Below are 20,996 nucleotides of genomic sequence, written 5' to 3' on the forward strand. Positions count from 1 at the left end.
GTGTTCAGGGAAAGGGTGCGCTCGGTCACGGCCTGGGCAAAAGTGGGGGTCATCGGCTGCCAGTGTAAGGGGCCGGCCAGAATCGGGTGCCGGACCGATAGACTGCCGGACATGACCTTTTCCATCGTGGGGCGTGACCCCCGGACCGGCGACCTCGGCGTGGCCGTGGCGAGCAAATTCTTGGCGGTGGGGGCACTGGTGCCCTTCGTGCGCGGCGGCGTCGGCGCGGTGGCGACCCAGAGCTACGTCAACCCCAACTTCGGACCTGACGGCCTGAACCTGTTGGCGCAGGGCCTGGACCCGCAGGCCATCGTCGCCCGCTTTCGTGAAGAGGACGCCGACATCAAGCAGCGGCAGTTCGGGCTGGTCGGCGCGGACGGTAGGAGTGCGACCTTTACCGGCCCCGGCTGCCACTCCTGGGCGGGCGGCTGGGCGGGGCCGGATGTGGCGATTCAGGGCAACGTGCTCGCCGGACCGGAGGTGGTGGAGGCCATGCGGGCGGCGTGGGAAGCGGGCAGCGAGCAGCCTCTCCCCCGCCGCCTGCTCGCCGCGCTGCGGGCCGGAGACGAGGCGGGCGGTGACCGGCGCGGTCGGCAGTCGGCAGCCCTGGTATGTGCCGGACCGGGGCGCGGGTACGCGGGCCTGACCGACGACTGGGTCGACCTGCGGGCCGACGACCACCCCGACCCCTGCGGCGAACTGGCGCGGCTGCTGGAGCTTCACGAGTTGCTGTTCGGTCGCCCGGAGCAGACCCGGCCCCTGACCGGGGACGAGCTGAAGTGGCTCCGCGCCCTGCTCATCCGGCAGGACTACGCCGCCTCTCTGCCCGCCGGTGCCTGGGACGCCGACACCGAGGCGGCGGCCTGGGCGCTGTACGGCACCGAAAACCTGGAAGAGCGCTGGGTCGGGGGCGGCGCGGTGGACCCGGTGGCGCTCACCTACTTGCGGGAGCGCTACCCCGAAACCATGTAAAGGGCCGCCGCAAATCGTTCTTTCGGGGCGGGCGGGGTAAACTCTGCAACATGCGGCTTTCCGCCACCGACGTTTACGCTTTTCAGGCCCTGGCTTTTCTGGGGGGCCAAGACCCGGAGCGGTGGGTTTCCAGCGAGGAAATCAGCGACGCCACCGGGGTTCATCGCCCCTACCTGGTGAGGATTCTGGCGGCCCTGAGCAGCAAGGGCGTGGTCAAAAGTAAAAAAGGCATCGGCGGCGGCTACGCGCTGGCCCGCAAGCCCAAACTGATTTCCCTGTGCGAAGTGGTGCGGGCGGTGGACGGCCCGGTGGCCCCGCTGTCTTGCATCAGCCTCAACTGGAACGAGCCGTGTGTCGAAGAAGACCGCTGCCATGCCCGCGCCACCATCTACACCCGGATGCGCGACGCCATGCTGAGCGTGCTGCAAGAGTTCAGCGTAGAAGACTTGGTGATCGACGCCCGCCAGGACGTGAGCTACCGCCACTGCTTAGAGCATCTGCTGCGTCCTAACGTTTGAGTTCCATCGCCGGAGAAAGTACGACCGGCGAGAATCAAAATCTGGGTAGGCGCCCAGCAGACCTTTAACGGTCTCAGTGAGCCACATAATTGGTTCCGCCGCTTAGGTTATGACAGAATAAGCCGTGTCTGTTCAGGTCGTCTGGTTCAAGAAGGATTTGCGGGTGGCGGATCATGCCCCACTCCACGAAGCGGCCTTGCGGGGGCCGGTGCTCCCTCTGTACGTCTACGAGCCAGAGCAACTGCATCACGAGGAATTTGCCGGGCATCACCTGACTTACCTGAACGACTGCCTGCGCGAACTGGGGCAAGACCTGGCCCACTTGGGTGCGCCGCTGGTCATCCGGCACGGCGAAGTCACCGAGGTATTGGCACGGCTCAGTGAGGAGGTCGATATTTCTGGCCTCTGGGCGCACGAAGAGACGGGCAACTGGGTCAGTTTTCAGCGCGACCTGCGGGTTCATCGCTGGGTACGGGCACGGGGCATTCCCTTTACCGAACTGCCGCAAAACGGGGTCGTGCGCCGGATGGTCAACCGTGACGGCTGGGCTGACACTTGGGAAGAACGTCTTAGCGCCCCGATTCTTCCTATTCCAACGTCGGTTCGTGGTGTGCCCTTGCCCTCTCTAGGCTTCCTCAAACACGCCGAACTGGGCGTATCCCGCAACGATAAGGACATCCCAGCGGGTGGGCGTAGCGTCGCCCTGGACACGCTGGATTCTTTTCTGACCCTGCGCGGCGTGAACTACATGCGCGAGATGAGCAGCCCGCTCACCGCCGAGGAAAGTTGCTCGCGCCTGTCGGCACCGCTGGCTTACGGCACCGTTTCGCTGCGGGAAGTGCTGCAAGCCACCCGCCGCCAGATTGCGGCCGTGTCTGCTGACGCACAGGCCCACCCGCGCTGGGTGCGTTCGCTGCGCTCCTACGAATCGCGGCTGCACTGGCACTGCCACTTCATTCAGCGCCTGGAATCCGAGCCGGAGATGGAATTCAGGAACCTCAACCGGGCGATGGACGGCCTGCGCGAGCCGCACTGGAACCCTGAATTCTTTGAGCGTTGGAAAACGGGCCAGACGGGCTACCCCCTGGTGGACGCCTGTATGCGAATGCTGCTGGCGACGGGTTAGCTCAACTTCCGAATGCGGGCCATGCTGGTGAGTTTCGCCTCGCAGCACCTGTGGCTGCACTGGCGCGAAACGGGGTTGCATCTGGCGCGGCAATGGCTGGACAACGAACCCGGCATCCACTGGTCGCAGATGCAGATGCAGAGCAGTACGGTGGGCATCAACCGCGTCCGCATCTACAGCCCCACCCGACAGGCGAGGGAGCAAGACCCGACAGGGGAATTCATTCGCCGCTGGGTGCCGGAACTCTCGGGCGTGCCGGGTGACTTTATCCACGCGCCCTGGGAATGGAGCGGGGCAAGTCGCCTGAGCTACCCGCCGCCCATCGTGGAAGAAGGCAAAGCGGGGAGGCTGGCCCGTGACCGCATCTACGCGGTGCGCGAAACCCCCGAGTTTGAGGCCGAGTGCCGCCGCATCTACCGCATTCACGGCAGCCGCAAAAAAGCGGTGATGCGGGCCGAACGGGCAGCGCGGGGTTTGCCGCCCAAGCCGCCCAAACGCACCCCGACCAAGCCTCAGCCGATGGCCGATCAACCCGACCTGTTCGGGCAGACGCGGGCGATTGTTCCGTCAGGACTACCGGACGACTGGAAAGAAGTCCTGCTGCCCGAATTTTCCGCGCCGTACTTTCATGACCTGACCGCCTTCCTGAAAGCCGAGCGCCGGGAACAGACCATCTATCCGCCTGCGCCCGACGTGTTTGGTGCCCTGCGCCTGACGCCGCTGAGCGAGGTGAAGGTGCTGATTCTGGGTCAAGACCCCTATCACGGGCCGGGGCAAGCCCACGGGCTGAGTTTCAGCGTGCCGGACGGCAAGCCTGTTCCGCCCAGTCTCCAGAACATTTTTAAGGAATTAGAGGCCGACCTGGGCGTGCCGCCTGCCGCCAGTGGCGACCTGACCCGCTGGGCGCGGCAGGGTGTGCTGCTCCTCAACAGCGTGATGACCGTCCGGCGTAGTCAGCCAGGCAGCCACGCCGGACGAGGTTGGGAACAGTTCACTGACGCGGTCATCCGGGCCGTCAACGCCCAGGAGGAGCGGGTGGTGTTTGTCTTGTGGGGTGGCTATGCCCGCAGGAAAAAAAGGCTGATTACAGGGCAGCAGCATGTGGTGATCGAGTCGGCGCACCCCAGCCCCCTGTCTGCCGAGAAGTTCTTCGGCTCACGGCCGTTTAGCCAGGTCAACGCGGCGCTGACGGAGGCGGGAAGGGTTCAGGTGGAGTGGTAGAGAGGGGGCGAAATCTGGAGCATTTGACGCAAGGAAAATTGGTCTGGACGCCCCCCTCACCCCTCGTCTCCCACAAGTGGAGAGGGTCGGAAGACTACAGGCATTTCTCCTGCCAACTCCTTCAACTGCGCTAATACGGATTCCGCTTAATTCCTGCACAGTCGAAAAGGCACCGCCTGTGCATCCATAACGCGAAACCCGTATCTTTTCCTACTCACATCCGCTCCGATTGAATCTGAACCTAACAGATTCAATCGGAATCCGTATAAGCAGGGCAAACGTAAAGGGCAGAGGGTGCAGGGAGAAATCCCCTCAACCCTCTGCCCTTCACCCTGTACTCAGTTCAGCCGGGTAATCCGCGCCGCGTCGTCCGGGGTCACGGTGCCCGCCTTCAGGTAGTCCTGGAAAGCGTCGAGGTCAACGGCACCACCGAGGCGATTCGTGCCCTTGGCAAACACGGTGAAGCCGTCACCGCCATCGGCCAGGAAGTTGTTCATGGTGACGCGGTAAGTGGCGGCGGGGTCGAGGGCTACGCCGCCCAGCTTGAGGTCGCTGACCTTTTCGCCCTTGGGCTTGGCGGCGTCCCAGGTGTAGGTCAGGCCCCGGCTGACTTGCAGGATGCGGTTCTGACCAGGGGCGGGGTTGTCGAACTGCTGTTCCAGCGCTTCCTTGATCTGTGCGCCCGTCAGCGAAACCACCATCATCACGTTGCCGAAGGGTTGCACGGTGAACACGTCGCCGTAGGTCACGCCCTTGCTCGCGTTGGGCACGTTCACCGGCAGGTCGGCGCGGATGCCGCCGGGGTTCATGAAGGCGATGACGGCTCCGCCCTTGTCGGGGCTGCTCGCGGCGGCGAGTTGCGCGTCGGCAATCACGCGGCCCAGCGGACTTTCACCAGCGGGGTTGGCGGTGCGGCTGATCTGCTCGACACCCAGCGTGGCGACCTGACGCTTGGCGAGGGGGTCGGTCAGCTCCTGTGCGCGTTTGACCAGCGCGGTCATGGCGGCGTTCTTGGGGCCGTTCTTGGCGTCCACGACGATGTTGCTCGCCTTGACTGCCAGCAGCTTGTGGGCGCGGGTGTCCACTTGCAGGTCGAGGCGTTGCAGCAGGTGGCCGTAGGCGTCGCCCTGAAGCACGGGGCGGCTCACGCCGTCCGGCCCAGCCACGGCGCAGTTGTAGCCCCGGTGGGTGTGCCCGGTCATGATGGCCCCCACTGCCGGGTCGAGGGTCTGGGCAATCTTGACGATGTCGCCGCTGAGCGTCTTGCAGTCCACCACGTCGAAGGCGTCCTTGGCCGTGCCGCCCTGGTGAACGAGCGCGATGATGGCGTCGGGTTTCTGCGCCTTGATGGCGGGAATCACGGCATTGATGGAAGCCGCTTCTTCCTCGAACTTCAGGCCCGCCACACCGGAAGGCGCAACGACGGTGGGGGTCGCCTGCAGCACCGCGCCCACGAAGGCGATGCGTGCCCCGCCGCTCTGCACGATTTTGTAGGCGGGCAGCACGTTCTGACCCACGCTGTTCTTGACGTTGGCGGCGAGGTAGGTAAAGCCCGCGCCCGCGAAGGTCTTATCGAACACGCAGGCTTTTTCGGGCGCATTGGAATCACAGCCGCCCTTCTGGAAGCGGGCGAGTTCCTGCACGCCGTAGTCGAATTCGTGGTTGCCGACCACGTTGACCGCCATCCCCAGGTCGCTGAGCGCCTTGATGGTCGGCTCGTCGCGCAGCAGGGCGCTGACCAGCGGGCTGGCCCCGGTCATGTCGCCCACGCCCACGAAAATGGTGTTGGGGTTGGCTTTGCGGGCCTCGTCCAGCACGCCGCCGATGGCCTCAATGCCGCCCGCCTGGACGGTGAGGGTCTTGCTGCGGTCGGCGGGGTCGGGCACGCGGAAGGAGGTGGGCAGCAGGTTGCCGTGCAGGTCGTTGACGCCAATCACGGTCACGTCCTGGGTGGCGGGGCCGGAGGTCATGGAGCAGGCACTCAGGCTCAGGGCGGCACCAATCAGAAGAAGGTTGTTTTTCATGCGCCACTCAGTTTAGGGTCTGCCTTATCAGCGCAGCGTCAGAGGCGAACCTTCCCCCCAGCACCCCGGCCCTCTACACTTCGGTATGTCCGACCCCTGGAACGCCGATCAGTACCGCCAGCGCCACGCCTTCGTCTTCCAGTCCAGCGAAGACCTCGCCGCCGAGTGGCTGCGCCCGCAACCCGGAGAAAAGATTCTGGACTTGGGCTGCGGCAGCGGCGAACTGACCGCCCGAATTGCCGCCAGTGGAGCCGGGGTGGCGGGTGTGGATTCCAGCCCCGCCATGATTGCCGCCGCGCAGCAGTGTTACCCGGAGGTGCGGTTCGAGGTGCAGAACGCCCACACCCTCCCCTATGAGGCCGAATTCGATGCCGTGTTCAGCAATGCCGCGCTGCACTGGATGAACCCGCTGCCGCCCGTCTTTGGTCGGGTCGCCGCTGCGCTCAGGCCGGGGGGCCGCTTCGTGCTGGAAATGGGGGGAGCGGAAAACGTGCAGACCACCCTGGACGCCGTCGCTCACGCGGTGCAGACGCTGGGGCTGCCCGACCTGCCCTCGCCCTGGGTTTTCCCGACGGCAGGCGAACTCTGCACGGGCCTGGAGGCGGCGGGGCTGCGGGTCGAGCGCCTGCACTGGTTCGAGCGGCCCTCGCTGCTGACGGGCGAGGACGGCTTCCGGGCGTGGCTGGCGGGTTTTGGCGGCGCGTGGTTGGCCCCGCTGGGCGACGTCGAACGCCAGGAAGTCATCCAAATGGCCGAGGAATATGCCCGCCCGCGCCTCTGGAACGGCGAAGCGTGGGTCAGCGACTATCGGCGCTTGCGGGCGCTGGCGGTCAAGGGGTAGAGGCCAGCACGCCGCGCACCGCCGCCAGAAACTCGGCGGGCTGGGCGGTCGTCCCCTGCGCCAGGTCGGGTTTTCCGCCGCCCTTGCCCCCGGTCTGGGCCAGGGCCGAGCGCAGCAAGTCGCCCGCCTTGACCTCTGCCGTGCCGCTGGCGACCCCGCAGCTCCCGCCCGTTTCTACGGCGGCCACCACTTCGCCTGCCGCCACCTGGGTCAGCACGGGCATCAGCAGGGCAGGGTCGCTGAGGGTCAGGGTTTTGAGCGGCGGCTTACCCTGCGCCGGAGCCGTTGCCAGCAGATGCCGCGCCAGTTCGCGCCGCACCGCTTCGGCGTCGGCGCGGGCGGCGCTCAGGTCGGTCCGCAGCGCGTCTACCCGTTCGGGCAACTGCTCCACCGGGGCGCTGAAGGCCTGGGCCACGGCGCGGGCGTCGCGGTACACGCCTGCCAGATACTCGCTCGCCTCCTCGCCCGCCATGAACACCACGCGGGTCTGACCGCCGCGCACCCGCTCGGAACGCAACACGACCACAGGCGCACACATCGCGGCGCGGGGAACGTGGGTGCCGCCACAAGCACTGACATCGAAATATTCGCCCGCCGAGTCACGGAAGATGACCAGCCGCACCTGCCCGCCCACCTTGCTCTCGCGGCGCAGCGGATAATTTGCCAGTTCGTCTTCGGGGACAATCGGCGTCTCCAGCGTCAACTCGTCACGGCCCAGGGTTTCGCGCAGGAGCTGTTCGGCGGCGCGGATGTGGACTTCGGCGGGGTCACCCACAAAGTCGATGTGACATTCGGGACTGGTCATGCCCACCGAGGCAACTTCAAAGACAGGATTGACCCGTTTGAACGCCTGGGCCAGCAGATGCTCGGCGCTGTGCCGCTGGGTGTGTCGCCAGCGGGGGGCGGCGGCCACTTCGCCCGTGACCACCACGCCGACCTCGGGCACATTCCCCGTCAGACGGTGCCAAATCGTGCCCGTCGCCTTGTCCTTGCGGACGTGTTCCACCTGCGTCTGCCCGCCGTCCCAGCTCAGCGTGCCCACGTCGCTGCTCTGACCGCCACTTTCGGGATAAAAGGCGGTGGCCTCCAGCGCGACTTCCTGGCCCTGCGCCGCCACGACAGGAGCGGAAAAGTCGAGTTGCAGGCCGTTTTCGTGGTACAGGGCGCGGGTCATGCGCCTGAGCATAAGCCAGGCCGCCCCGTTATGCTGGGGCGCGATGTACCAGACTGTTCGCCCGCTGCTGTTCGGCATGGACGCCGAGGACGCCCACCACCTCACCCTGCGCGGACTGGAACTCGCCTCGGCGCTGCCGCTGCTGCCCCGGCTGGCGCGAACGCTGACGGTGCCGGGCGGCACGGCGCTGCGGCGCACCCTGTGGGGGCAGACCTTCGAGACGCCCGTGGGCCTCGCGGCGGGGCTGGACAAGAACGGGCAGGCCGTGCCCGCCTTCAGCGCCTTCGGCTTCGGCTTTATCGAGGTCGGCACGGTCACACCGCTCGCGCAAAGCGGCAACGAGCGGCCCCGGCTGTTCCGGCTGCCGGAGGACGAAGCGCTGATCAACCGCATGGGCTTCAACAACGGCGGCGCGGCGGCGCTGCATGACCGCCTCGCTGCGCTGCGTGGGCGAACCGCGCCCGTGTGGGTCAACATCGGCAAGAACAAGACCACCCCCAACGAGGACGCCGCCGAGGACTACCGCAAATGCGTGCGGGCCTTGCAGGACGTGGCCGACGCCTTCGTGGTCAACGTGAGCAGCCCCAACACGCCGGGCCTGCGGGCGCTGCAAGCGGCGGATGACCTGGCCGACCTCGTGCGGGCCGTGCTGGAGGAGGTGGACGCGGGCCGGGTACGGAGCCTGCGCCGCCCGCCTGTGCTGGTCAAGCTGGCCCCCGACCTGCACCCCGCTGACTTCGAGGCGAGCGTGGGCGCGGTGCTGGACGTGGGCGCGGGCGGCCTCATCATTTCCAACACCACCCTTTCCCGTGACGGCCTGACCCACCCCAACCGCGAGCAGGCGGGGGGCCTCAGCGGACGTCCGCTGACCGAGCGCTCCACCGAACTGGTGCGGGACGCCTACCGCCTCACGCGGGGCCGGGTGCCGATCGTCGGCGTGGGCGGCATTTTCAGCGCCGAGGACGCCTACGCCAAATTGCAGGCGGGGGCCGATCTGGTCGAGGTCTATTCCGCCCTGATTTATAAGGGGCCGGGGCTGGTGCGCGACATCAACACCGGGCTGCTGCGCCTGCTGGAACGCGACGGCGTGCGAAACGTGGCCGAAGTGGTCGGCACCAGCGCATAGGTTCAGTGGGGCAGGGGCCGAACGGTCACCCCCCAGCGGGCATGGTGGCCCACAGGCAACTGCATCACGCCGTTTTCGATTTTGACCGGAAACATTAGGCGCGAATGCCTCAGCGACGGCACGAACAGGACGGCCCGGTACTCGCCCACCGTCATGTAGGTTCTGACGTTGTTGCGGTCGGCGTCCCAGCGGTCAAAACGCTCGGCCAGCGGCAGGTAGCGCGAAGTGGCGCTGCACATCACCGCCCCCCCGGTCAACTGACTGGTTCCGGTCTTGACCAGTACCTTCAGGCCGGACGAGTCGTCTGCCACCTCATACAGCCGCAGGTTCGCCGTCAGGCGGTCAGGGCAGAAAATTCGCTGTACCAGCGGCCTTTTTTCCAGTCCGGTCAGCGCCCAGGCCGACTGCTGCACCGCCATCGCCAGGCCACTGACATTCAGGGCCAGCAGCAACGCGACAAAAAACAGAGCGCTCCTTGAAAGGCAGAACAGTCCCCAGGCGACGACCAGCACTGCCGCCCCGCCCACCCAACCGAGGGGCAGACCACGCGCTTCGGTCAGCAGGTGGTCAACCGTGCCCAGCAGATTGAGCAGGGCCAGGGCCGCCAGCCCCAGCAAAAACGGCGTGAGGGCAGAGCGGTAGTACCCTGCCACCACCGCAGCGACCAGCACGAATAGAATGAGCGTCAAAGGGCCTTCCTCCCTGTCGGCAGTGCCACTGGGCCACCACCGCAGTCGCCCAGGCACCCCGCTTATTTTCTGAGTGTCAAGACTAGAAAATGAAGTCTGACAGAATGTTTAAAATCGTGATTTCTGTCGCTCTTCATCTGGCGGCTTGTGCGGCTGACCCGCCCTATCTCGGGGAAGGAGGACGGGCGGCAGGCGTGCTACACTGCCCTCTGCTATGGAGCCTCCCAGTTCTGGCTCTTTCTATGCGCCCAGCAAAAGCCGCCTGCTGGCGGGCTTTTTACTGTGGCTGACTTTCCCTACCGGAAACCGACGTTTCTCTGCGCCGCGCAGCGAAATGGGCAGCATGTGCCGTGCGGATGACCGGGACGCGAACATGGAGCGCGTCACTGCATGAACGACATTCTTGGACTCGTGGCGCTGTTTGCCCTGGTGTTGATGAACGGCTTTTTCGTGGCCGCCGAATTCGCCCTGGTCAGCGTGCGCCGCACCCGCATCGACCAGTTGGCCGAAGAAGGCAATTCCACCGCGCAGGCGACGCAAAAGGCCCTGCAAAACCTGGACCTGTATATCGCCGCCACGCAGCTCGGCATCACGATGGCGAGTCTGGCAATCGGCTTCGTGGCCGAGCCTGCAATCGAGCATCTGCTGGAGCCGCTGCTGCACGACACGGCCCTGAGCGAGAGCCAGCGCAAGGCGATTGCCTTCGGCGTGGCCTTCGCCATCAGCACCATTCTGCATATCGTGTTCGGTGAGCTGGCCCCCAAAAGCTGGGCGCTGCAACGTGCCGAACAGGTTTCGCTGCTCGTGACCCGCCCGCTGCTCGCCTTCACCCTGGTGTTCAAGTGGGCCATCAAGGGCCTGAACGCGCTGGGCAATGGCGTGGTTCGCGCCTTCGGCCTGCGCGGGGTCGCCGGGCACCACACCGCCTACTCCGAAGAAGAAATCCGCATGATCGTCAGCGCGTCGAGTCAGGAAGGCGTGCTGGAAGACAGCGAGAAGGAACTCGTCTACAACGTCTTCGACCTGTCCGACACCACCGTGCGTGAGGTCATGCGCCCCCGCGTGGACATGGTGACGGTGGACAGCGCCCTGCCGCTGCGCCGATTGCTCGAACTCAATGCCGAACACGGCTACTCTCGCGTGCCCGTGTACCAGGACACCGCCGACAACATCGTGGGCATCGCGCACACCGGCGACGTGCTGCGCCACCTTGAAGAACTTGACCACCTCACCATCGCCGACGTGATGCGCCCGGTGTTTTTCGTGCCCGAAGCGATGAAAATCAAGGACCTGCTCGCCAAGATGCGTGCCAAGAAGTCGCACATGAGCATCGTGGTGGACGAATTTGGCGGCACGATGGGACTGGTCACGCTCGAAGACGCCATCGAGGAAATCGTGGGCGAAATCTACGACGAAACCGACGAAGAAGAGGAGCAGCCCATCATCGTGATTGCCGAAGGCATCTACCTGATGGACGCCAGCCTGACCGTGCATGAAGTCGAGGAGCGGCTGGGCAGCAACCTCGAAGACGGCGAGGCCGAATACGACACGCTGGCCGGGTTCATGACCAGCCACTTCGGGGACATTCCCGAGGTCGGGCAGAGCTTTTACCAGAACGGCTGGGCCTTCACCGTCGAGGAAGCTGACCAGCGCCGGGTGACCCGCGTTCGCGTCGAGCGTTCTGCCGAACCCGACCCGCTGGCTGACCCACAGGAGTCTTTCCATGAGTAATCCCCTGAATCTGACCCCCGACCCGCAACTCCTGGCAGGTGCACAAGCGGCTTTCAAGCAGGCTTACGCGCCTTACAGCCGCTTCCGGGTGGGCGCGGCCCTGCGAACCCCCGACGGACAGGTGTACTTCGGTGCGAATGTCGAGAATTCCAGCTTCGGCCTGACCCGCTGCGCCGAGCAGTCGGCGGTGCAGGCGATGGCGACGGCGGGCGGGCGCACCTTCACCGACCTCGTGGTGTACACCGAGGCCAGCCCCCCCGCCACCCCCTGCGGCTCGTGCCGTCAGGTGCTGTTCGAGTTCGCCCCCGACGCCCGCGTGGTCTGCACCAACGCCCAGGGCGAGGTCATCAGCGGACTGGTGCGCGACTTCTTGCCACACGGTTTCCGGCTGGAGGAGCAGGGCGAAGGGTAAAGAAGTCTTGCTTGTCGGGGCGCATCCAGGTCAGGGTGCGCTCCTTTTGCGTTTCAGGAGGTTCGCGTTTCAGGAGAGCGGTGTCTGGGATTCGGCGTGCGGCATGGAACAGGGCGCTTCCCCGGTGCCGCCAGCAGGCAAGCCCACCACTTGCAGCGGTCTGAGCGCAGGCAACTGGTAACGCGTGGTGCTGGTCAGTTGCCGCAGCGCAGGGCCGCCCGAAGTCCTGAACACGTCCGAAACCATCGCCACGCAGAGCTTGCCCTGTTCCAGCCACAGCTGGGTGATGTCCCGCGTCACGATGCGTTCGTCGAGCTGGTCGGGTTCCAGCCCCGGCACATGCACCCGCACGCCGCCGACCAGATTCCAGAGCCGCACGGTGTTGGCCCCCGTCCCGACGAGGTATTTGCCGTCCGGCGTCCAGAGAAGTTTTCGCACGTCACTGTTTTTCAGGGTCAGCATGGGCTGACCGGGGCGGGCCAGAATCACCCGGCAGAAAGCGTATTTGGGAATGTCCCAGCAGAACTGCACGGCGGCCGCATCCCGGCGCGGCGACATCAGCACTTGCCGAAGCTGGGCTTCGAAATCCGCCTGCGGGGCGGGCCTGGGCACGGCGACTTTGCCCCTGGCACCGAAATCCACAGTGACGGGCAGCGAGGGGGCAACCAGAGCCGTGTTGCCCGTCGCCAGAACAGCCGAAAGCAGAAGCGTGAACATGGCTCAGGCTAGAGCGCCCTGTACTGCCGCGCGTCCACCAAAAGAAGCAGGGAAGAACCCCGGAAGGCTCTCCCCTGCTCTATGACCCGTACTGAAGGTTTAGTGCTCGAACTGCTCGGCTTCGGTGCTGCCTGCCAGAGCGGTGGTGCTGCTCTGACCGCCGCCTGCCGCCTGCGAGACGAGGTCGAAGTAGCCGGTGCCGACTTCGCGCTGGTGGCGCACGGCGGTGAAGCCGCGTTCCTGGGCGGCGAACTCGCGCTCCTGAAGCTCCACGAAGGCGCTCATCTGCTTGCGGGCGTAGCCGTAGGCGAGGTCGAACATGCTCATGTTCAGCGCGTGGAAGCCCGCCAGGGTGATGAATTGGAACTTGTAGCCCATCTTGCCCAGCTCGACCTGGAACTTGGCAATCGTTTCGTCGTCCAGGTTCTTCTTCCAGTTGAAGGAGGGCGAGCAGTTGTAGGCCAGCAGCTTGCCGGGGAACTGGGCGTGCACGGCGTCGGCAAATTTCTTGGCGTCTTCCAGGTTGGGCACGCTGGTTTCGCACCAGATGACATCGGCGTAGGGAGCGTAGGCCAGAGCGCGGGAAATCGCCTGGTCGATGCCGGGCTTGACGTAGTAGAAGCCTTCGGGGGTGCGCTCGCCGGTGCAGAAGGGCTTGTCGTTGTCGTCAACGTCGCTGGTGAGCAGGTTGGCGGCGTCGGCGTCGGTGCGGGCGATCAGCACGGTGGGCACGCCGGACACGTCGGCGGCGAGGCGGGCCGCGTTCAGGGTGCGGATGAACTGGCTGGTGGGCACGAGCACCTTACCGCCCAGGTGACCACACTTCTTCTCGCTGGCGAGCTGGTCTTCGAAGTGAACGCCTGCCGCGCCCGCTTCGATCATGGCCTTCATCAGCTCGAAGGCGTTCAGGGGGCCACCGAATCCGGCTTCAGCGTCGGCGACGATGGGCACGAAGTAGTCCACGTCATGCTTGCCTTCGCTGTGCTGAATCTGGTCGGCCCGGCGCAGGGTGTTGTTGATCCGCTTGACGACATCGGGCACGCTGCTCGCGGGGTAGAGGCTCTGGTCGGGGTACATCTGGCCCGCGTTGTTGGCGTCACCGGCGACCTGCCAGCCGCTCAGGTAGATGGCCTTGAGGCCCGCCTTGACCTGCTGCATGGCCTGGTTGCCGGTCAGGGCGCCCAGGGCGTTGACGAAGGGCTCTTCCTTCATCAGGCGCCACAGCTTGTTGGCGCCGTGCTTGGCGAGGGTGTGCTCGATGGGCAGGCTGCCGCGCAGCTTGACGACGTCCTCGGCGGAGTAGTTGCGCTTGACGCCTTGCCAGCGCTCTTCGGTCTGCCAGGTCTTTTCCAGGATTTCGGCGGGGGTCTTGGGGGTGGGGGTCATGGTGTAGCTCCTTTGAAGGGATGAGTCGCCCTCGCCCACCTTGGGGAGGTACCTTTCGCCGTTGCCAGCGCCCTTCTTTCAGTGAGGACAGTCTGCATCCACTCCACCTCCCAAAACGGTGGTGTACCCCTGACACATGGAAGTACACCACTCGAAAAAGTACACCGCCACCAGGGATTCCCAGTGGCGGCGTTCCCAGTCATTTACTTGGCGTCGTTCGCGTACGCTTTCACGTCGGCATTCAGGGCGCCCGCAAAGGCTTTGTCGGCATAGACCCGGGTCTTGCCCCCAACGGTCAGCCAGACCTTGAAGGCGTCGTGTTTGATGTCATACGCCACCAGCGAGCCGTTGTCCCCGCAGTCGTGGGGGCGGCAGCCGGTCACGGCGACCACACCGCCCGTCTTTTGCAAGGTGGACACGGTGCCGAAGTTCTTGAGCAGGAACCGGGTGTTGACGAGGCCCATCGTCTTTTGCAGACGCACCTTGACGGCGGGCTGGTTCACGAAGGCGCGGGGCTGGCTGGCGAGGGTCGTGTCGACCTTACCGCTGTCTACGCCACCCGCCTGGGCGGTCAGGACACTGGCGAGAAGGGCGGTGAGCGAGGCGGTCAGAAGGTTCTTCTTCATGGCGCTCAGGCTAGCGGAGGCCCTGCCCGCACTTTCCCGTTTTTGCCGCACAGAATGCACTTCAGGCACACAAGGCACACAATTCCTGTCCTCTCTGCACGCCGCCCGATAATGGCCGCATGACCCGGCCCGCTTCCCCTCCCGCTGCCCGGCGGGGCCGCAGCCTGCGCTCGGAGCTGATGCTGTGGCAACTGGGCACCCTGCTGCTGGTCATGCTGGCGCTGGGAGGCGGCACGGTGCTGTTTACCGAGCGCTACTTGGGGGGACAGTTTTTCGACATTCGCCAGTCGCAGGCCGAGGGCGTGCTGCACGGCTCTGACCTGCCGCTGGCCTTGCAGGACGTGCAGGCAGACGAGGCCACGCGGGACGACTGGCTGACCCTTTGGCGTGAGCAGGCGGGCGCGGCGCTGCTGGCGGGCTGGAACGAGCGCGGCGAACTGTCTTTCGACGCCCTGACGCCAGAATTGGCCCAGGCGTTTATCGGTGAGCGGGGCCAACCCATTTTTGCCGATGGAGAAGGCATCAAGACCGTGGAGGGCCAACCCTACTACTGGCGCGGCGAGACGCTGTTTGCCGGACAGCACGAGGCGGGGCGGGCGGTGGTGGCCTTCGGCGTGCCGAGCCGCACCAGCCTGCTGCGGGCCATCCTGCGCCAGCATGTGCCGCTGACCCTGGGCGTGCTGGCGCTCGCGCTGCTGAGTTCTTGGCTGCTGTGGCGGCGGCTGCGGCGTACCCTGCTCGACCTGGAACCCGCAGACATCGCCGCGCTGACCGTGCGGCAGGGTCAACTGCTGAGTACCGTGCCCGACGCGGTGATGCTGCTGGATGAGGGCGGGGCCGTGACGGTGGCGAACGCGCCCGCCCTGTCCGCGCTGAACCTGGCCCAGTTGCCCGCCGCGCTGGAGAGCGTCTGGCCCGAGCTGGCCCGCTGGCAGCCGCAGGAGGAAGTGCGCCGCTGGCCGCTGCCGCTGGGCGGGCGGGTGGTGCTGGTCAACGTCACGCCGCTGGCCGGGGGCGGGCGACTGGTGGCCTTCACCGACCGCGAGGAAGCCACCCGCCTCGCCGAGCAACTGACCGACACGCGCCGCTTCGTGGACGCGGTGCGGGCGCGGGCGCACGAGTACGGCAACCGCCTGCACATCATCGCCGGGTTCCTGCAACTGGGCCAGAGCGGTGAGGCGCTGCGGGTCATTCAGGACGAACTGGACGCCGAAGCGGGACTGAATCAGGCCCTTTCGGGGATTGCCGAACCCCGCGTGGCGGCGCTGCTGGCGGGGAAAGTGGCCCGCGCCCACGAGCTGCGAGTGGCCCTGAGCATCAGTCCCGAAAGCGAGGTGCCGCCCCTGACTCCCGTGCAGTCCGACGCGTTGGTGACGGCGCTGGGCAACTACATCGAGAACGCGCTGGACGTGCTGGACGGGGCAGGCGAGGTGCGGGTGGACATCGGTCTCGACCCCGACGGCCTCAGCGCCGAGGTGCGCGACAACGGCCCCGGTGTCCCGGCGAACCTGAACCCTTTCGCGGCGGGCCAGACCACCAAGGGCAGCGGGCGTGGGCACGGTCTGGCAGGCGTGGCGGCGCTGGTGCAAGCCATGGGCGGCGAGGTCTGGCACGAGCGGCAAGGCGAGTGGACGGTGTTCGGGGTCAATCTGCCGCTGGAGTTTGGCGCGGCTTACCCCACTTCTGCCCCGATAATGGAGCCATGAGCGCCCCCTACAGCCTCGTCATGGTCGAGGACGACCCACTGGTGGCGCAGGTCAACCTCGGCTACATCGAAGGGCGGCCCGAATACTGCGTGCTGGGCACGGCGCAGACTGTTCAGGCCGGGCGCACGCTGCTGCGTCAGCACCGCCCCGACCTGCTGCTGCTGGACGTGTATCTGCCCGACGGAAGCGGCCTGGACCTGCTGGCCGAGGCGCGGGCGGCGGGCTGGGTGCAGGACGTGATTCTGCTCACGGCGGCGCGGGACGCGGCGAGCGTGCAGGCGGCCCTCAGCGGCGGCGCGGCGGACTTTCTGATTAAGCCTTTTACCCGTGAACGCCTCTATGCCGCGCTGGACACGGTGCAGGCCCGCCGGGACGCCATGCGCGGCGGCGAACGCGAATTTACCCAGAGCGCCCTCGACCGCCTGCTGGGTCATGCGCGGACGCAACATCTGCCCAAACGGGTCGAGGCCCACACGCTGGAAAAAGTGGCCGAGGTGCTGCGGGCCAGCCCCGAACCCCTGAGCGCCGAGGACGTGGGGCGTCGACTCGGCATCAACCGGGCGACGGCGTGGCGCTATCTGGAGCAACTCACCGAACTGGGGCAAGCCGAACTCGACCTGAGCTACGGCAGCGTCGGCAGGCCGACCAAGCGGTACCAGCTGACCTGAGCGGGTCGGTTATCCCTGAAGCCAGTCCTGCAACTGCCGCTCGAACTGCTCGTGCGCGTCGTGGTGGTACAAGATGCCGTGAAAGCCAAAGGCACCCGCCGCGTCTATGTTTTCCTGCACGTCGTCCACAAAGGCCACCTGCGCGGCGGGCATACCCATTTTCTGCTCCAGCGCGGCAAACGCCTCGGGTGCGGGCTTCTTGTGGCCGATTTCGTTGGAAAAGACCAGCGCGTCGAAGCGGGCGAAGCGGGGGTCACGCCCCAGATGGTCACTGACGACGGGGTAATTGTTACTCAGCAGGCCCACGCGCACGCTGCGGGGCAAGGTCGCCAGGGTCGCGTACATCGGTTCGTTGTCGACAATGCTGCCCAGATAGAGCGGCTCGAATTCGCTGTAAGGCAGCGTCATTCCGGTTTCCTGCTGCACCGTCTCCCAGAACTGGGGCAGGCTCCACGCGCCGACTTCAAGCTGGCGCACGTGGCGAAAATAGCTCTCGCGCACCTTGTCCACCGCCACGCCGCTGCGGTCAGCCATGTTCTGGGTGCTGCGTCCGTCGAAAGTGCCGATGGTAAAGACGCCGCCCCAATCGAACGCCACATGTCTGCCGGAAAATGTCATGCCCCCATTGTGGGGTGAATCGGCGCCTCAATGCCCCATTTGTGCAGATAAAGTCGCTCTTCAGGACGCGCAGCGGCTCTGGCCCAAAAATGAGACCACCTATAATCCCGGAGATGACCGCTGAAAATGCCGCCAGTCCTGAATACTGGGACGATATCCGGGCCGTTGCCCGTTGCCTTCACGCCCATTCCGGCCCCATCGTCGTGCTGGCACACGAAAATCCTGACGGCGACGCGCTCGGCAGCGTTCTGGGCCTGAGCCGCGCACTCAGGCGGCTGGGCAAAACCGTGATCGCGCCCATGACCGTGCCGCGCTACCTAAGCTTCCTGCCCGAGCCGGGCGAACTGTCGGCGCCGCTGACCGAGTGGCCCGCTGGGGCGCTGGCCGCTGTGCTGGACGTGGACAACAACGACCCGGTGCGCGTGGCGGGGGCCGACCTGCGGACGTTTGGCGGACCAGTGGTCAACGTAGACCACCACGGCACCAACCAGCGCCGCGCCGACGCGGGTGTGGTCGACCCCAGCAAGCCTGCGGCCACCATGATGGTTGCCGACGTGATCGACGCCCTCGATATTCCCTGGGACGAACACCTCGCCACCCCGCTGATGCTGGGCCTGAGCACCGATACGGGCAACTTCGCCTTCGACTCGGTCAGCGCCGAGGCCTTCGAGTGTGCTGCCCGCCTGCGCCGTCACGGGGCGCGGCTGGGCTGGCTGAACGAACAGATCCGCCAGAATCCGCCGTCGTACTACCTGCTGCTGCGTGAGGTGCTGGGCAAACTGGAATTCCAGCACGGGGGCCGTGTGGTGCAGACCCGCGTGGACAACGAAATGCTGGCGCGGGCCGGGGCCAACTGGGACGACGTGGAAAGCTATGTCAGCATGCTCCGCAACGCCGAGGGCGCACAACTGGCGGTCATGGCGAAGGACTACGGCGACCGGGTCAAGTTCTCGCTGCGTTCACGCGGCCCGGTCAGCGCCCAAAACGTGGCCCTAGCACTGGGCGGTGGCGGCCACGTTCCCGCTGCCGGAGCCACCTTCCAGGGCAGCTACGCCGAAGCCCGCGAACAGCTCGACCGCGCCATCGCTGCCGAGTTGAGCCGCGTGGACGCGCTGGGCGGGAGCCATAAGGGCTGAGGGCGAAACCTCTCAGAAACCTATTTGAACGCCAGTGCCCCTTCACGGTGAGGCACTGGCGTTGAGGCGGTTGCAGACCGTCAGCGCCTTGCTCGGCGCATAGCTTTAGCGTCCCTGACTGGCTCCTTGGGCAGCCTCGGCCTTGGCACGGTCTGCCGGGGTTGCGGTCGGCTGCGCGGGCGTGGGGGCGACGGGCTGCTGCGGCCCCAGCACGGCGTCTATTCCGGCGTTGATCCAGGCGAAGGCCCGGCGGGTGTTGGGCATGGTGTAGGTTTCGTCGGCCCCGTGCTGCATGAAGACGTACACCACCCGCTGTCCGGCCTTGGTCTGGAAATAGCCGCTGTAGGTCAGAATGCGCCAACCGTTGCCGCCCTTGCCGCCGAAATAGTCGATGTTTTTGGCGTACTGCGCCCTAAGCGCCGAGCGCCCGAATCCGCTCGCCATCACCTCGCGTTGCCATTTCTGGGCGCGGGGCGTCAGGCCGGGGCGCAGGAATTCGTGGGTCAGCAGGGTGGCGAACTCGTAGGGCGTACTCAGGTTGTGCACCTTGAGGTCGTCGGCAGAGTTGTAGCGGTGGTCGAAATAGTCGTCGAGTTTGCGCTGCAATACGTCGTAGCGCAGCTTCTGGGCGTCGGCGTCTATGGCCTGGGCCAGTCGGGTGCGCTCCTCGCCCGTCGCCGTCACCCAGCCGGGCGACTTGTTGAAGGTCGGGGACAGCCCCGTTTCCATCACCCACCACGCCTTGGTCGGCAGGATGAGGCGGGTGCGGCACAGGCCCAGCCCGTCGGCCACGTCCTGCACCTTCTGAAGCCCGGTTCGGCGGTGCAAGATGTCGGTGGCGGTGTTGTCGCTGAACTGAATCATGCGCTGCGACAGTTCACGCACGTTGCTGCCGTCGAAGGGATAGTCACCGAGGCTCTGGTTGGCGGGGGTCACATCGAAACGCTCGGTGGCCGAAACGCGTCCGGCGTCGAACTCGCGCAGCAGCGCCCACAGCACGGCCTGCTTGTAAGTGCTCGCCAGAGGAAACACGCTGTCCGGATTGGCCGCCACCGCCCGGATGGGCCGCAAGGTCTGGGGGTCCACCACCGCCACCCACAGCCCCAGCCGCCCACTGAGGGGCAAAGGCGGCGCGGGCGCCCTGGCGACCACCGGAGCCGCCGCGCAGCCTGCCGCCCCGGTTACGGGTGCCGCCGGAGCCGCCGACACGGGTGTAGACACCGCCACCTGAGGAGTTGCGGCAGGGGTGGAGGGTGTGTTCACCGCGCTGGGTTTGGACACCTGTTCCGAGGAACGTGGCCGCCCCAGCCGCTCCTGCTGCTCATGGTCACGGCAGGCGTTGACCCCTGCCCCCAGAACCAGCAGGGCCAGCGCCATGCGTATCGTGCCGCGCACGGTTCAGGCCGTCAGAGGCTCGAGGGCCACACCGACGGCACCCGGCCCCGCATGAACGGTCACGACGGCGCCGATGCTGTGGTCCCCCATGTCCTGAAGCGGCACGCCCGCCAGTTTCTCGCGCACGGCGGCCCGGTCCGTCTCTCCGCCCACCGTCGCCAGAAAAGCGATGCGGGCGCCCCCGTGCTGCTCGGCGTACTGCTGCACGTGCTGCACGAGGTCGGCGAGGGCTTTTTGCCGCCCCCGCACGCGCCCGCCTGCGTCCACCCGGCCACCGCGCACGACCAGCATGGGCTTGATGTTGAGCAGCCCACCCAGCAGGGCCGACGCCCCACCGATGCGCCCATTGAGCCGCAGAAAGTCGAGGGTGTCCACCGTAAAGCGAAGGTCGGCGCTCTGATGAACCCGTTGCAGCGTCGCGACGATTTCGGACACCGTCTGACCGGCCTGCACCAGTTCGGCGGCACGGAGTACCTGAAGGCCCAGCCCCAGCGTTACCGTCTGGCTGTCCACCACCGTGACCCGGTCACCGAATTCCTGGGCGGCGAGGCGAGCACTGCCTACCGTGCCGGAAAGCTGCCCGCTGATATGCAGACTCAAGACTTCGTCCGCCGTTTCCAGCGCCTTTTGGTAGGCGGCGGCAAACTCGGCCGGACTCGGCTGTGACGTGGTCGGCATCTTCAGTCCCGCCTGAATCCTGGCGACGAGGTTCGGGGCCGAGAGCTGCACCCCGTCCTGATAGAGCTGGCCTTCAAAGAGAACATAGAGCGGCACATTGACGATACCCAGCTCCCGCAGCCGGGCATGGGGTAAGTCACTTGTGGAGTCCGTGACAATGGCAATAGACATCACTGCATGTTACTCCCTTGTCGACACCCACCGACCGGGGACATGCAGCCTGAAAAAAAAT

At 66.1% G+C, this 20,996-nt stretch carries 18 protein-coding genes and 1 pseudogene; 10 read left to right on the plus strand and 9 right to left on the minus strand.

From position 1 onward, the window contains the following. Positions 1–111: 111 nt before the first annotated feature. The 3 genes and pseudogenes from Q4C89_RS00965 to Q4C89_RS15120 all read left to right on the plus strand — a co-directional run bounded on the left by Q4C89_RS00965 (position 112) and on the right by Q4C89_RS15120 (position 3,837). Positions 112–972 (plus strand): DUF1028 domain-containing protein, encoded by an 861-nt coding sequence (locus Q4C89_RS00965; protein WP_303100740.1) that lies wholly within the window; start codon positions 112–114, stop codon positions 970–972. 50 nt (positions 973–1,022) lie between these two features. Next, positions 1,023–1,490 (plus strand): RrF2 family transcriptional regulator, encoded by a 468-nt coding sequence (locus tag Q4C89_RS00970; RefSeq protein ID WP_303100741.1) that lies wholly within the window; start codon positions 1,023–1,025, stop codon positions 1,488–1,490. 124 nt (positions 1,491–1,614) lie between these two features. Then, positions 1,615–3,837, plus strand: a pseudogene (locus tag Q4C89_RS15120) (uracil-DNA glycosylase). A 338-nt stretch (positions 3,838–4,175) separates the two neighbouring features. Here the strand turns inward: Q4C89_RS15120 and Q4C89_RS00985 are convergent. Next, complete coding sequence (locus Q4C89_RS00985; protein ID WP_303100742.1) at positions 4,176–5,861, minus strand: bifunctional UDP-sugar hydrolase/5'-nucleotidase; 1,686 nt, start codon at positions 5,859–5,861, stop codon at positions 4,176–4,178. An 85-nt stretch (positions 5,862–5,946) separates the two neighbouring features. On the opposite strand from Q4C89_RS00985, the gene Q4C89_RS00990 reads away from it, so the two are divergent. After that, positions 5,947–6,702, plus strand: coding sequence for a class I SAM-dependent methyltransferase (locus Q4C89_RS00990; protein WP_303100743.1), 756 nt, complete (start codon positions 5,947–5,949; stop codon positions 6,700–6,702). Here the strand turns inward: Q4C89_RS00990 and Q4C89_RS00995 are convergent. Beyond that, positions 6,692–7,876, minus strand: a complete 1,185-nt coding sequence (locus tag Q4C89_RS00995) for an alanine--tRNA ligase-related protein (protein WP_303100744.1) — start codon at positions 7,874–7,876, stop codon at positions 6,692–6,694. The two genes, Q4C89_RS00990 and Q4C89_RS00995, sit on opposite strands and share 11 nt — an antisense overlap. A 43-nt stretch (positions 7,877–7,919) precedes the next feature. Here Q4C89_RS00995 and Q4C89_RS01000 point away from each other — a divergent pair, with 43 nt between their 5' ends. Further along, positions 7,920–9,002 carry a quinone-dependent dihydroorotate dehydrogenase gene (locus Q4C89_RS01000; RefSeq protein WP_303100745.1) on the plus strand — a complete coding sequence of 361 codons (1,083 nt, stop codon included), beginning with the start codon at positions 7,920–7,922 and terminating at the stop codon, positions 9,000–9,002. 2 nt (positions 9,003–9,004) lie between these two features. On the opposite strand, the gene Q4C89_RS01005 is transcribed toward Q4C89_RS01000, so the two are convergent. Further along, complete coding sequence (locus Q4C89_RS01005; protein ID WP_303100746.1) at positions 9,005–9,691, minus strand: hypothetical protein; 687 nt, start codon at positions 9,689–9,691, stop codon at positions 9,005–9,007. Between the two features lie 390 nt (positions 9,692–10,081). Here Q4C89_RS01005 and Q4C89_RS01010 point away from each other — a divergent pair, with 390 nt between their 5' ends. Continuing rightward, complete coding sequence (locus Q4C89_RS01010; protein ID WP_303100747.1) at positions 10,082–11,422, plus strand: hemolysin family protein; 1,341 nt, start codon at positions 10,082–10,084, stop codon at positions 11,420–11,422. Beyond that, positions 11,415–11,834: a cytidine deaminase gene (cdd, locus tag Q4C89_RS01015; RefSeq protein ID WP_303100748.1), complete on the plus strand. Its 420-nt coding sequence runs from the start codon at positions 11,415–11,417 to the stop codon at positions 11,832–11,834. The genes Q4C89_RS01010 and cdd overlap by 8 nt, the downstream gene beginning before the upstream one ends. A gap of 69 nt (positions 11,835–11,903) precedes the next feature. Here the strand turns inward: cdd and Q4C89_RS01020 are convergent, their stop codons facing one another. The 3 genes from Q4C89_RS01020 to Q4C89_RS01030 form a co-directional block, all read right to left on the minus strand. Continuing rightward, positions 11,904–12,551, minus strand: a complete 648-nt coding sequence (locus Q4C89_RS01020) for a hypothetical protein (protein WP_303100749.1) — start codon at positions 12,549–12,551, stop codon at positions 11,904–11,906. Positions 12,552–12,650: 99 nt separating this feature from the next. After that, positions 12,651–13,937 (minus strand): isocitrate lyase, encoded by a 1,287-nt coding sequence (aceA, locus tag Q4C89_RS01025; protein WP_303100750.1) that lies wholly within the window; start codon positions 13,935–13,937, stop codon positions 12,651–12,653. 203 nt (positions 13,938–14,140) lie between these two features. Next, positions 14,141–14,563, minus strand: coding sequence for a hypothetical protein (locus Q4C89_RS01030; protein ID WP_303100751.1), 423 nt, complete (start codon positions 14,561–14,563; stop codon positions 14,141–14,143). 119 nt (positions 14,564–14,682) lie between these two features. On the opposite strand from Q4C89_RS01030, the gene Q4C89_RS01035 reads away from it, so the two are divergent. Then, positions 14,683–16,269, plus strand: coding sequence for a sensor histidine kinase (locus Q4C89_RS01035; protein ID WP_303100752.1), 1,587 nt, complete (start codon positions 14,683–14,685; stop codon positions 16,267–16,269). Then, entirely contained in the window at positions 16,266–16,937 is a 672-nt protein-coding gene (locus tag Q4C89_RS01040; RefSeq protein ID WP_303100753.1) for a response regulator, read from the plus strand. Before Q4C89_RS01035 ends, Q4C89_RS01040 begins: the two co-directional genes overlap by 4 nt. Positions 16,938–16,946: 9 nt before the next feature. Here Q4C89_RS01040 and Q4C89_RS01045 read toward each other — a convergent pair whose 3' ends face one another. Continuing rightward, positions 16,947–17,555, minus strand: a complete 609-nt coding sequence (locus Q4C89_RS01045) for an HAD family phosphatase (protein ID WP_303100754.1) — start codon at positions 17,553–17,555, stop codon at positions 16,947–16,949. A gap of 113 nt (positions 17,556–17,668) precedes the next feature. On the opposite strand from Q4C89_RS01045, the gene Q4C89_RS01050 reads away from it, so the two are divergent. Next, positions 17,669–18,691, plus strand: coding sequence for a bifunctional oligoribonuclease/PAP phosphatase NrnA (locus Q4C89_RS01050; RefSeq protein WP_303100755.1), 1,023 nt, complete (start codon positions 17,669–17,671; stop codon positions 18,689–18,691). A gap of 105 nt (positions 18,692–18,796) precedes the next feature. Here Q4C89_RS01050 and Q4C89_RS01055 read toward each other — a convergent pair whose 3' ends face one another. Both Q4C89_RS01055 and Q4C89_RS01060 read right to left on the minus strand, forming a co-directional pair. Continuing rightward, complete coding sequence (locus Q4C89_RS01055) at positions 18,797–20,086, minus strand: serine hydrolase (RefSeq protein WP_303100756.1); 1,290 nt, start codon at positions 20,084–20,086, stop codon at positions 18,797–18,799. A gap of 3 nt (positions 20,087–20,089) precedes the next feature. Next, positions 20,090–20,935, minus strand: coding sequence for a DegV family protein (locus Q4C89_RS01060; RefSeq protein WP_303100757.1), 846 nt, complete (start codon positions 20,933–20,935; stop codon positions 20,090–20,092). Positions 20,936–20,996: the final 61 nt, after the last annotated feature.

The organism is Deinococcus sp. (assembly GCF_030523985.1).
Classification (GTDB): Bacteria; Deinococcota; Deinococci; order Deinococcales; family Deinococcaceae; genus Deinococcus.